The organism is Streptomyces sp. HSG2, from assembly GCF_016598575.1.
In the GTDB taxonomy this organism is placed as follows: Bacteria; Actinomycetota; Actinomycetes; order Streptomycetales; family Streptomycetaceae; genus Streptomyces.
The window spans coordinates 1,806,268-1,818,988 of record NZ_CP066801.1 but is presented as its reverse complement, the minus strand read 5'-3'; the positions used below and the strand labels follow the sequence as shown (position 1 = coordinate 1,818,988).

The 12,721-nt window shown below is 75.4% G+C and carries 6 protein-coding genes; 3 read left to right on the top strand and 3 right to left on the bottom strand.

Features of this window, described 5'->3' with window-relative positions:
- Nucleotides 1–38 precede the first annotated feature (38 nt).
- The 3 genes from JEK78_RS07430 to JEK78_RS07420 form a co-directional block, all read right to left on the bottom strand.
- Complete coding sequence (locus JEK78_RS07430) at nucleotides 39–2,255, bottom strand: bifunctional glycosyltransferase family 2 protein/CDP-glycerol:glycerophosphate glycerophosphotransferase (RefSeq protein ID WP_200263312.1); 2,217 nt, start codon at nucleotides 2,253–2,255, stop codon at nucleotides 39–41.
- A 5-nt stretch (nucleotides 2,256–2,260) separates the two neighbouring features.
- On the bottom strand, nucleotides 2,261–4,468 hold the full coding sequence (locus tag JEK78_RS07425) for a CDP-glycerol glycerophosphotransferase family protein (protein ID WP_200263311.1): 2,208 nt from the start codon (nucleotides 4,466–4,468) through the stop codon (nucleotides 2,261–2,263).
- A gap of 199 nt (nucleotides 4,469–4,667) precedes the next feature.
- On the bottom strand, nucleotides 4,668–7,904 hold the full coding sequence (locus JEK78_RS07420) for an FHA domain-containing protein (RefSeq protein WP_200264035.1): 3,237 nt from the start codon (nucleotides 7,902–7,904) through the stop codon (nucleotides 4,668–4,670).
- A 409-nt stretch (nucleotides 7,905–8,313) separates the two neighbouring features.
- Between JEK78_RS07420 and JEK78_RS07415 the strand changes: the two genes are divergently transcribed.
- The 3 genes from JEK78_RS07415 (at nucleotide 8,314) to prfB (ending at nucleotide 12,709) form a co-directional block, all read left to right on the top strand.
- Nucleotides 8,314–10,038: a serine/threonine-protein kinase gene (locus JEK78_RS07415; protein WP_200264034.1), complete on the top strand. Its 1,725-nt coding sequence runs from the start codon at nucleotides 8,314–8,316 to the stop codon at nucleotides 10,036–10,038.
- Between the two features lie 221 nt (nucleotides 10,039–10,259).
- The gene (locus tag JEK78_RS07410) at nucleotides 10,260–11,513 is read left to right on the top strand and encodes a serine/threonine-protein kinase (protein WP_200263310.1); all 1,254 of its coding nucleotides are present in this window, start codon (nucleotides 10,260–10,262) and stop codon (nucleotides 11,511–11,513) included.
- An 89-nt stretch (nucleotides 11,514–11,602) separates the two neighbouring features.
- Nucleotides 11,603–12,709, top strand: a complete 1,107-nt coding sequence (prfB, locus tag JEK78_RS07405) for a peptide chain release factor 2 (RefSeq protein WP_200263309.1) — start codon at nucleotides 11,603–11,605, stop codon at nucleotides 12,707–12,709.
- The last annotated feature ends 12 nt before the right edge of the window (nucleotides 12,710–12,721 follow it).

Here is a 12,721-nt window from a genome sequence, read left to right as displayed (position 1 = left end):
GCGCCGGCCGGGCGGCCCCGCCCGCCGTCCCCGCCCCCTCACGGGGGAGCCGGCATGCCACCGAGGGCGGGCGCCGGTCGCGCCCGCGGGACCCGGGCGGGCGGCGGAGCCTCCTCTCCCAGGATGAGGGTCCGCACCACCCGCTCGGCGGCGTGACCGTCGTCGAACTCGCAGAAGCGACCGCGGAAGGCCGCGCGGAGGGTCGCCGCCTCCTCGTCCCGCCACCCGCCCGAGGTGAGAACCCGGATCAACTCCCCGTACGAGCGGGTCACACGGCCGGGTGGCTCGGCGGTGACGTCGAAGTAGGCACCCCGGCTCGCCCGGTACGTGTCCCAGTCGTCGGCGTGCACGACGATCGGCCGGTCCAGGACGGCGTAGTCGAACATCAGGGCCGAGTAGTCGGTGATCAGCACGTCGGAGGCGAGCATCACCTCCTCGACGCGCGGCTCGTCCGTGGCATCGACCAGCACGCCCCGACGGGCCAGTTCCGTCAGACCCAGCCCGCGCACCGGCCCCGAGGCCAGAGAGGGATGCAGCCGGACGACCAGGGTGTGGCCCTCGCCCAGGTCCGCGGCCAGGCGGGCGGGGTCGAAGCGGTCCACGTGCCCCGAGCGTCGGTGGTCACGCCGGGTCGGCGCGTACAGCACCACCGTGTGGCCGTCCGGGATGCCGTACCGGGCCCGAAGGGCGGCCCCCGCGTCCGGTCCCGCCCCCACCAGCGCGTCGTTGCGCGGGCTGCCGGTGCGTGCCGAGGCGAAACGACAGGGGTAGGCCCGCTCCCAGACCAGCTCCGCGTACCGGCTCGCGACGAGGCTGAAGTCCCAGCGGTCGGCGCGCCGCAACATGGCCGGCACGTCCAGGCCGTACCGGGCACCGGGCCTGTCCCGCAGGTCGACGCCCATGTACTTCAGCGGGGTGCCCTGATGAGTGTGGATGTGCACGCTGCCGGGGCGCTTGACCTGCGCGCCGGGCCAGTTGACGTTGTTGACGAAGAACGTCGCCCGTTCCACCACTTTGCGGTGGGCCGCGCCGCCGGCCACCACGTACTCGGTGTCCGCCGGCAGGAGCGCCGCCGTCGCCTCGTCGCGCACCACCCACACCCCGCGCAGCCGAGGAGCGATCCGGCCGGCCGCGTGGTGGATCGCCGCCGGGTCGCCCCGCATTCCCCGGTGCGAGAAGGCCGAGTACACGATCAGATCGGGATCCAGGGGGCGGTTCGCCCGCAACGCCGCGCCGGCCCCGCCCCAGCGGTCGGCCGCCGTGCGACGCGCCCGGCGGGCCCGGCGCCCCAACTCCCGCCTCGCCCGACCGGCCTGGTGCCCCACCCGGTACGCGGTGTGGCTCGACTCCGTGAGTCGCGGGCGCGGTGCCTCGACGCCCTCCGGCCGGTGGTCGCGCGCCAGCCGGGCGGTGCGGCGGAAGAACTCGGCCTTGTCGCCGGGCGGCAGGCGGTCGGGTTTGGCCAGCACGTCCCGACAGTGCTCGCGCATCTTGCCGTGCAGGAAGGGCAGCCATCCGGCCAGCTCCGGGCGGTCGGCGACGAACGCGAGGACCCGTTCGTACTGGTCGTGGATGTCGAAGTGCCGGCGGCTGGTGGTGGACAGGATGTTGCCCCGACGACGCTGCCGGTAGTAGAGGCAGACGCGGTCCAGCGCGGCGATCGTCTCGGCGGTCAACAGGACCGGGAAGGTCCACGGCGTGTCCTCGTAGTAGCCGGGAGGGAAGGCGAAGCCCTCCCGTTCCACGAAATCCCGGCGGTAGGCCTTGTTCCACACCACCATCAGCAGGTCGAGGATCTCCGGTCGGTCGGCCGCCGTGAAGGTCCCGGGACCGGCCTCCGTGAGCACCCGGGCCAGGACGTTACGGCGCATGCCGCCCCACCAGTGGGTGCGGGCGTAGTCGAAGACGAGCACGTCGGGGTCGCCGACCTCGTCGAGTCGATCGGCGATCGCGCGCAGGGCCCCCGGCGTGAGGGAGTCGTCGCCGTCCAGGAAGAGCAGGTAGTCGCCCGTGGCGTGAGGCATGCCGGCGTTCCGTGCCCGGCCCAGTCCGACGTTCTGCGGCAGTCGCACGACCCGAACCCGTTCGTCGCGGGCCGCGTACTCGCCCAGGATCTCGCCGCAGCCGTCCGGCGAACGGTCGTCGACCGCGACGACCTCGAAGTCCGTGTGCGACTGCTCGAGAACCGAGTCCAGGCACTCGGCGAGGAACCCCTGCACCCGGTGACAGGGGACGATGACGCTGAAGCGCGGCACTCCGGTCAACTCCTCACGGGAGAGGCGGCGGGGGCGGGGACGCGTTCGGCGAGCGGCACGATGGGCGGGAGCGCCTCCGCGGGCTCGCCGAGGAAGACCCCCCGCACCACCCGCTCGGCCGCCCGACCGTCGTCGAACACGCAGAAGCGCTCACGGAACGCGGACCGCAGGGCCGACGACTCCGGACCCGCCCAGGAGCCGTCCGCGAAGATCCGCGTCAGCTCCCCGGGGGTCCGCGCCACCGGGCCCGGCGGCGATGCCGGCAGATCGAAGTACACGCCTCGGGTCTCCCGGTAGACCTCCCAGTCGTCGGCGAACACCACGATCGGACGGTCCAGGTTGGCGTAGTCGAACATGATCGACGAATAGTCGGTGACCAGGGCGTCGGCGGCCAGGCACACCTGCTCCGCCGAGCGGACCCCGGTGACGTCCACGACACGTCCGCCGCCTCGGCCGCCGCCCCGGTCGTGGAAGTAGTGGGCGCGCAGCAGGACCACCACGTCCTCTCCCGCCGAGGCGGCGAACGCCTCCAGGTCGAGCCCGCCCGTGTCGAAGCCGGCCCGGTGGTCGCGGTGGGTCGGCGCGTAGAGGACGGCCAGGGCGCCGTCCGGCACGCCCAACTCCCGCCGGGCCCGCACCACGTCGTCGGCGGTCGCCGCGAAGTAGACGTCGTTGCGGGGATAGCCGTACTCCAGGGTCTCGTAGGAGCCCGGGAAGGCGCGCTCCCAGACCCGGGTGGAGTGCGGGTTGGAGGACAGGTTGTAGTCCCAGCGGTCCACCCGGCCCAGCAGCCGCGTGAAACTGCCGGTTGCCGCCGCCACCACCGGATACGTCGACTGGTCGACACCCATGGTCTTGAGGGGGGTGCCGTGCTGGGTCTGCAGGTGCACGCTGCCCGGTCGCTTGACCACACCCTCGGCGAAGTTGGCGTTGTTCACCAGGAACTTCGCCCGGGCCAGCACCGCCCAGTACCGTTCGCCGCCGATGATCGCGTGGTCGACGCCCTCCGGGACGGTGTGCGCCTGCCCCTCCTCGACCAGGAACACCCCCCGGATGTGCGGCGCCAGTTCCCGGGCCTTGGCGTGGACGGCCGCGGGATTGCAGGTGTAGCCGCGTCCCCAGTACGCGCAGTACACGGCCAGGTGGGGGTCGAGTGGACGGCGCAGCAGCCACCGGTACCGCAATCGCGAGCGGAGCGCCCTGGCCCGCGCCAGTACCCGAACCGCCCGGGCCAGCGCCCGGTTCGCGGCTCGTGCTGTGCGGAAGGCCGCGTACGATCCCGTCGCCAGCAGACGGAAGCGCGCACCGAGCGCGCCGCCCGGGGGTCGGTACCCCTCCGGTCGGTGCCCGCGATACAGGGCGCCCGCCTCGCGGAGGAATCCGCGGCGGTCTCCCGCCGGCATCCGATGGGCCCGTACCGCCGTCTTGAGGACCAGAGTGAACAACTGCTCGAAGAGCGCGGTGCGGCGGGGCCCGGACAACCGCGCCGTGACCGGATCGCGGAGCACCTCCTCGACGCGGCCCAGCAACGCGGCGGGCTCGACCCCGGACAGCGCCGGCCGGCCGCCGCGGCGCCGGACCCGGTGGCGCACCACCACGTCGTCGAGCACCGCCATCCGGCCGGCGAGCGCCGCTACCCGCGCGCCGAACCCGACGTCGGTGAAGTGCCCGTCGGGGAAGTGCGACCCCGTCTCGACCAGGAAGGCCCGGCGATAGGCGGCGCTCCAGGCCGGGAGGGACACCCCGGTGAACCGGGGGGCGCGCTCCGGGGCGAACGCCCCGCTCGGGGCTCCGGCGAGCACCGGACCGGCGGGGCGGGTGGGTTCTCCGGTCCACCAGGGCTCCCGCTCGTGGCCGAAGTACAGCACGTCCACCGGGCCGGTCGACCGCGCCCTGGTGTCGAGTGCCGCCAGCGCGCCCGGCAGGAGGAGGTCGTCGCCGTCCAGGAACAGGAGGTACGTGCCTCTCGCGACCCGTAGTCCGGCGTCGCGCGCGCCGGCGAGACCGGCCGACGCGGGCGAGTGCACGCCCGCCACCACCCGGGCGTCCCGTTCCGCGTGCGCCGCGATCACGGGGGCCGCCGCGCAGTCGGGCGCGTCGCACACCGGGACGAGTTCGAGATCGGCGAATGACTGGGTCAGGGCCGAGTCCAACGCCTCGGACAGGCGGCCGGCGACCCCGTGCGAGGGAACGATGACACTGAAGTGGGGCATTCTCCTCTTTCCGTCGTCTTGTCGTCGTCCCGCCCGCGCGGGCGTTCGGCCCGGCAACGGCCGACGGAGTGACGTGGTTACGGAGTACGAGGCGTTCGGGGGAACGGGAGCGGCGGGCGGCGGTGACGCCGCCGCGTGCCGTCGGCGGCCCCGGCCCGGTGGGACGAAGGAGCGAGAGCCGTCGTGGAGGCGGCCGGGGTCATCCGGTCGAAGTCGGCGGTCTCGACACGACCTCGCGGGCCGCTCGCTGCAACGCGCTGGCCAGCAGCGCCAGATCGGTGGGGCCGTTGCCCAGCTCCCGGACCGGCCGCCCGGTCGGCGGATCGCCCACGCGCCGCCAGTCCAGGGGAACGACGGTGGGACGCGCCGTCGCCGTCCGCGGGATACGGCCCGTGATCCGGCCCGCCTGGAAAGGCGTGGCGCCCTCACCGCCCCCGGCGCCGATCGACCACCCTCGCCCGGGCGCCGGTTCCTCAGGGCGCGACTCCGGCGTCCGCAGGACGACCCGGAGGGTCGCCGCCCGCGCGGGCTCGCTCGCGGAGCCCGGCCCGTCGGGCGCGGTCGCCACGACCAGGTGGACACCGAGGCGTTCACCCTCGCGCGACACCGCCTCCAGAACCCGGGCCACCGAGCCCGCCGCGGGTCTTCCGGGCGCGCCGAGCGGCGGGGCCACGACGGCGTCCAGGTCGTCGACGACCACCACCAGGCGCGGCGCGGGAGGGGCGCCGGCGTCCGACGGGCGTCGGACCTCCGGCCGGTCCTCGGGGACGGCCTCGGCGTGGGCCCCGAGACCGGGGGACCCGACACCGACGGGCCGCGCGTCCGCGGGGGAGCGGAGTGCCAAGCCGTCCACGGGTCCGGAGAACCCGGGGACGCGAGGCGGGGCGGGGACGCGGTCGGAGTCCCGGGACGCGAGAGTGCCCGTCCCCGGGCTCTCGCGCGTCCCGGCCGGGGGAGTCCGCTCGGCGCCGAGGTCGCGCACGGCCCCCTCGCCGGCCCGCGAGGCCCGCGCGGTGTGCCATCCGACGAAGTCGAGGTCGCCGAACGCCTCGGCGCGCCGCCGCAGTTCCTCGCCGAGGGCTTGGGCGAACTCCCGCATCCGCACCGGGTCGTCGGCCACGAGGTGGGTCACGACGTGGGGGACGTCCGTGCAGACGCCCAGGCCGTCGCCGGGAGGGACGGCGGAGCCGACGCCGCCCCGTCCGTCGACCAGCACCACGGCCAGGCGGTCGGGGCGCTCCGCGGAAGCCAGCGAGGCGACCAGCGCGCGCAGCAGTTCGGTCCGGCCGCTGCCCCGGGGCCCCTCGACCAGCAGGTGCGGGCCGTCGGCGGCCAGGTCGACCGCCACCGGGCCCCGGGGCCCGGCACCCAGCACGGCGCGTGCGCGGCCACCGAGCGCGCCGGGGTCGTCGGCCGCTTGCGCCCAGCGCGCCCTCAACGCCGCCGGAGTGGCCCTGGCCAGGCCCAACTCGTCCAGCAGCCGCGCCGTCCTGGGCAGTGGTGTCGCGGAGGGCCCGCCCCGCCCGTCGCCCGCCGGGTCCGGCCGGAGCGGCGCCAGCGCCCGGGCGAACCGCTCGGCCCACGGCACGGACACCGCGTCGGCGGTGCCGAGCGTGCCGGGGAGGACCGGGCCGGCGGCCTCGACGCGCAGCAACCGCACCGAGGTGGCCACCTCGCCGCTGAGCAGGGCCACCGTCCCGCACTCCGCGAACGCCGGGGACGCGGCGCGGGCCGCCTCGTACGTCTGCGCCACGCCCGAGGACGCGGAGGCCGGTGCGACCTCCACGAGACAGACGACGTGGATTCCCGCCCCGGGTCCCTCGGCGGCCAACCGCGCGACCGCGTCCCGCAGAGCCGCCTCCCCGGGATCTCCGTCGACGACGAGCACGGTGCACGCGCCCGGAGCTTCGCACGGGGCCCCGGGCCCCTGCGGGGGCGAGGCGCGGTCGTCCAGCCGGCGCAGCAGTTCCCCGACCCGCGCCGCGGCCTGATCGGTGTCGAACGCCAGCAATAACCGGCAGTCCTGGCCGCGAGCGGGGCGAGCGTGGGGAAGCCAGCCCAGCCACGACCACTCCGCGACACGGGGGGACGTCGGTCGGGTGCCGTCGGCGGCGACCAGCACGATCTCCATGGTGTCGGGCGGGTGCGCCGCGGCGAGCTGGGCGAGCACCGCCCGCGCCAGCCCGGCGAGCCGGGGGCGGGGCCCGGCGAGTCCGAGGGCCCCGGCCTCGCGCAGCCCGGCGGTCACCGGAACGCCGGGCCGTGTCGCATCGCCCCCTGACGTCACCCGGTCGGCGGTGCCCACGCGGACGGTCAGGGCCTGCGGATGCGCCGGGTCGCGCTCCCAGAGCCGCGGCCCAGGACCGAGCGCGGTCAGCAGCAGGGCGGCCGGGTCCGGCCAGGTGTCCGGGCGCGCGCGGACGCCGACTCGGCCGGACGCCCGCCCCTCGGGAGGCACCGACGCGGACGGGGGCGCCGATGGCTCGCCGCGCCCGCCGGCCAGTCGGCGCGCCCAGGCGGTGAACCCTCCTCGCCGGCGTCCGTCCCGGGGTTCGGCCGCGCCCGTCGAGGGGCCGGCGGGCGCGGGTTCGTCCCGTCCTCGGGGCCGTCCGCCCTCCGCCCGCCCGTCGCTGCCCGAACCGGTCCGCGACACCGTGCCGAGTGCGTGCGCCGTCGGGGCGGTGGGGCGGGTGGCGGCGTCGGGCGGCCCGTCCGCCGCCGCCTCGCCGCCGCCCGCCCGGCGCGCGCCGCCGGTGTCGCCCCCGGTCTCCGGACCGTCGGTGCGACGCAGCAGCCGTACCCGGCCCTGCCCGTCCGGTTCCGTGGGTATCCGCTCGCCCACGCCGCCCGGCGCGACCCGGAGCGTCGACTCGCCGACCCGCAGCAGGGACCCCCACGGGAATCGCACCGGCCGGGTGCCCACCGGGGAGCCGTCCAGGGTGGTGCCGTTGGTCGACCCGAGGTCCGCGACGGAGACCCGGCCGTCGGAGGCGAGGGTCACCGCGCAGTGGAACCGGGACACGTCCGGGTCGTCGAGCGCGATGTCGGCCTCGGCGGAACGGCCCACCCGGACGCGCCCGCCGTGCAGAAGGTGGACGCCACCCGCGTCCGGGCCGCCGACGACGTGGAGCCGGGTGGGGGCGTCCGCGGCCTCGACACCGGGCTCCGGATCGCCGGGCGCGCCCAGGGTCAGCACGGCGCCGTCGATCAGCGGCGGCTCGCCGAGGGCGCAGCGTTCGGCGTCCAGACGGTGGGCGCCGGCGTGGAACGCGAGACCGCCGGACGCCTCGGCGCCGCCCGGGGCCAAGGCCGAGGCCACCGCGGCCAGGGGCGTACCCGCCGGGGCGGTGACCGACACGTCGCGTCGGGTCGTGCGCTCCGGAGCCGACGTGCCGGGCGGGGGCGGCGCGTCCACGATCGTCAACCGGATCTGCACTGCTGTCCTCACCGCCACACGACCATGCCGCCAGTACCCCGGGCATCCTCCCACCTGTCACCGACGACGCGTCGCCGGACCGCCATCGAATGATCTTGATTGGTCGCCTCTGCCCGGAAAATCGCCTGACGGGCCCCGGCTCCGTGATCGTTCGGGAGACGGTTGAGATCCGTCACGTCGGTGTTCGGCAACCAAGCGACCGTCTCGCGCGTCTTCGCCCCGACAGTCCGGCCCCTCGTCTCGCCGTCCGCGAGGGGCCGTGCGGGGCCGTGCCTCCGCGCGGCCCGACGCCGGGTCCTCGGAGAGGGACGGACGGCGCGCGCCTCGGCATTACAGTGGGGCCGAAACGCCCATGGCGACCGGAGTCGACCCGGACAAGCAGCCCACCAACCGACAGGGAGCGCATGACGTGCGGCCGGTAGGCAGCAAGTACCTCCTGGAACAGCCGATCGGACGCGGCGCCACGGGCACCGTCTGGCGAGCCCGTCAGCGAGAGACGGCGGGCGCCGAGGCGGCCGTGCCCGGACAGCCCGGCGAGACGGTGGCGATCAAGGTCCTCAAGGAGGAACTCGCCGGCGACCCGGACATCGTGATGCGCTTCCTGCGCGAGCGGTCCGTGTTGCTCCGCCTGACCCATCCCAACATCGTCCGAGTGCGCGACCTCGTCGTCGAGGGGGACGTGCTGGCCCTGGTCATGGACCTGGTCGACGGCCCGGACCTGCACCGTCACCTCCGCGAGAACGGTCCCTTCACCCCGGTCGCGGCGGCGCTGCTGACCGCGCAGATCGCCGACGCGCTGGCCGCCAGCCACGCCGACGGCGTGGTCCACCGCGACCTCAAGCCGGCCAACGTCCTGCTCCGCCAGGACGACGGCCGGATGTACCCGATGCTCACCGACTTCGGCATCGCCCGGCTGGCCGACTCGCCCGGTCTCACGCGTACCCACGAGTTCGTCGGCACGCCCGCCTACGTGGCGCCGGAGTCCGCCGAGGGCCGACCCCAGACCTCCGCCGTGGACGTCTACGGGGCCGGTGTCCTCCTCTATGAACTGCTCACCGGCCGGCCGCCGTTCTCCGGCGCCACGGCCCTCGAAATGCTGCACCAGCACCTCAGCGCCGAGCCGTCTCGTCCCCCCGGGCTCCCGGACCCGCTGTGGACCGTCGTGGAGCGGTGCCTGCGCAAGAACCCCGGCGAGCGGCCCGGTGCAGAGAACCTCGCCCGGGGGTTGCGCGTCGTCGCCGAGGGCGTCGGCGTGCACGCCGACGCCGCGCGGATCGGCGCGGCGGAGCGGGTGGGGTCGCTGCTCGTGCCCGACCCGGCCCCCGCGCCGGTGCCGGAAGCGCCGGGCGCCGCCGACGCCACGCAGGTCCTGCCGCGCGGCGCGGGCTCCCACGACGCCGCCGCCGCGACCAGTGTGCTGCCGCACACCGGCGGTCCGGCGGGCGCCACCGACCCGACGACGGTCATGCCTCCGGTGCCGCCGATGCCTCCGGGCCCGCCCGGTCCCGCCCCCTCGCCCGTGCCGCCCGGTGAGGGCGCCGACGACCCGCATCCGTGGCAGAACCAGCTGCGCGCCGCCCGCGACCGCAACGAACAGACGCAGGTCCAGTACCTGGACCCGGCCCAGGACCCCTTGCGTCGTCGCCCTCAGCGTCAGGTGACCCGGCCCCAGGGGCCGCCGCCCGGCGACGCCGGCCCGCCCCGACCCCCGCGCGGCTACGGCTACGGGCCGGAGGGCCGGCCGCAGCCGTACGCCGCGCCCCAGCCCCAGCCCCAGGTCCGGCCCGAGCCGCGACCGCAGGCCCCGAGGCGCCGCGCCGAGCCGCCGCCGCGACGCCTGGCCCCCCCGCCCGCACCCGAGCCCCGGCGCGCGGTCCGCGAACCGCGAGAGCCGCGTCCACGCGGCCGCGGGTTCCGGATCCCCGGCCTGGGCTGCCTGAAAGGGTGCCTGGTGACATTGGTCGTCCTGGTCGTGGCCGGATGGCTGATCTGGGAGCTGAGCCCCCTCCAGGGGTGGATCGGCGTCGGCAAGGGCTACTGGGACATGCTCGGCGACTGGGTCGGAGGTATCGCCGACTGGGTCGGTGACCTGGGCGGGACGGACCCCGGTGCCGGTGGCGCCGGGCTCGGCTGACTCGCCGGTCCCGCCTCGCTCGGCCACCGCTTCGCCCCCTTCCCGCCGGTCGCCGTCGACGGCCGTTCCGGGGACTTGTCGACATTGTGCGGGCGAATTCCCCTTCCATGGCGAGCCTCGGCCCCCCGGCGCGTAGTTTGTCGGCCGGGGGCCCTGGTCCGGGGGTTCCGGGGCCTGGCCCCGGGGACGTGGGGCCGCAATACGCGTCGGTAGGAGCAGTCTTGGCACGGAAGATCGGCAGCCGGTACGTCGCCCACCAGATCCTGGGGAGGGGCAGTGCCGGCACGGTGTGGCTCGGCGAGGGGCCGGAGGGTCCGGTCGCGATCAAGATCCTTCGCGAGGATCTGGCGTCCGACCGGGAACTCGTCGGTCGTTTCGCGCAGGAGCGGACCGCCCTGCTGGGATTGGAGCACCCCCGAGTCGTCGCCGTGCGCGACCTCGTCGTGGACGGCGAGGAGCTGGCCCTCGTCATGGACCTGGTGCGCGGCACCGACCTGCGTACACGCCTCGACCGGGAACGCAGGATGGCGCCCGAGGCGGCCGTCGCGATCACGGCCGACGTCGCCGAGGGGCTGGCCGCCGCCCACGCCGCCGGTGTGGTCCACCGCGACGTCAAGCCGGAGAACGTGCTGCTGGACATGGAGGGACCGCTGGGCCCCGGCGGCTCGCACCGCGCCTTGTTGACGGACTTCGGCGTCGCCAAGCTCATCGACACCCCCGGCCGTTCCCGCGCCTCCAGGATCATCGGGACGCCCGACTACCTGGCCCCCGAGATCGTCGAGGGCCTGCCGCCCCGCGCCTCGGTGGACATCTACGCGCTCGCCACCGTCCTGTACGAGCTGCTCGCCGGCTTCACGCCCTTCGGCGGCGGACACCCCGGTGCCGTCCTGCGCCGCCATGTCACCGAGACCGTCGCCCCCCTCCCCGGAGTGCCGGACGAGCTGTGGCGGCTGCTGGTGCAGTGCCTGGCGAAGGCGCCCGCCTCCCGGCTGCGGGCCTCGGAGCTCTCCGTCCGGCTGCGCGAGCTGCTCCCGGCGCTGGCCGGGGCGCCCCCGCTGGACGTCGACGAGCCGGACGGCGAGCCCACCGACGGTCGGCACGCCGCCCCGGAGCCCCGGCAGGGCCCTTCGACGACGGACGGCCCGGCGCGCCGCAGGGGGGCCGTCCCGCTGGTGCCCGGGGCCAGGCCCGCCGACTCCAACCGCGACACCCACACCTCCATGCGGGTGCCCGGCCCCGATGAACTGGCCGGCGGCGCCCGGGGCACCGCACGGGTCCCCAGGGCCAGCGGCGCGCCGCGTCCGGGGTCGGCCCGCAACCGGGCCGCCGTGCGGCGTCGCCGGGCGGTGCTGGGCACCGGGGCGCTCTTCCTGGTCGTGGTGGTCGGCGCCGGTGCCCGGTGGGCGGCTTCCGGTGACGATGCCGACGCGGACCCCGCGCGGGAGACACGGCGGTCGGTCCCGGCCGTGCCCTGACCGGTGGGCCCCGGCCCGCCGCCGGACCCGAGGGAGGCGGGGTCGCCCGTCCGGCGTGGACCGCCCGGCGAAGCCGTTACGCTGGACGCGTGGCAGTCGTCGACGTATCCGAAGAGCTCAAATCCCTCTCCTCGACCATGGAGTCGATCGAGGCCGTCCTGGACCTCGACCGGATGAGGGCAGACATCGCGCTGCTGGAGGAGCAGGCGGCGGCGCCGTCGCTGTGGGACGACCCGGACGCGGCGCAGAAGATCACCAGTCGGCTCTCCCACCTCCAGGCCGAGGTGCGGAAGGCCGAGACGCTGCGCGGCCGGATCGACGATCTCGCCGTGCTGTTCGAGATGGCCGAGGAGGAGGACGACCCCGACACCCGGGCCGAGGTCGAGACGGAGCTGACGGCCGTCCGCAAGGCGCTCGACGAGATGGAGGTGCGCACCCTCCTCAGCGGCGAGTACGACGCCCGGGAGGCGGTCGTCAACATCCGGGCGGAGGCGGGCGGTGTGGACGCCGCCGACTTCGCCGAGCGGCTCCAGCGGATGTACCTGCGCTGGGCGGAGCGGCACGGGTACAAGACCGAGGTCTACGAGACGTCGTACGCGGAGGAGGCCGGCATCAAGTCGACCACCTTCGCCGTGCAGGTCCCCTACGCCTACGGCACGCTCTCGGTCGAGCAGGGAACCCACCGCCTGGTGCGGATCTCCCCCTTCGACAACCAGGGCCGTCGCCAGACGTCCTTCGCCGGAGTGGAGGTGCTGCCGGTCGTCGAGCAGTCCGACCACGTCGAGATCGACGAGTCGGAGCTCCGCGTCGACGTGTACCGCTCCTCCGGGCCCGGGGGACAGGGCGTGAACACCACCGACTCCGCCGTACGGATCACGCACATCCCCACGGGAATCGTGGTCTCCTGTCAGAACGAGCGCTCTCAGATCCAGAACCGCGCCACCGCGATGAACGTCCTCCAGGCCAAGCTGCTGGAACGCCGACGCCAGGAGGAGCAGGCCAAGATGGACGCCCTCAAGGGCGATGGCGGGAATTCGTGGGGCAATCAGATGCGTTCCTACGTGTTGCATCCGTACCAGATGGTGAAGGACCTGCGGACGGAGCACGAAGTCGGCAACCCGGAGGCGGTCTTCAACGGCGAGATCGACGCCTTCCTGGAAGCGGGGATCCGCTGGCGCAAGCAGCGGGAGAAGTAGGACGATCTTCGA

Bases quoted from the DNA above. Each gene is read 5' to 3' on its own strand.
- JEK78_RS07425 (WP_200263311.1), bottom strand. From the start codon at position 4,468: ATGCCCCACTTCAGTGTCATCGTTCCCTCGCACGGGGTCGCCGGCCGC.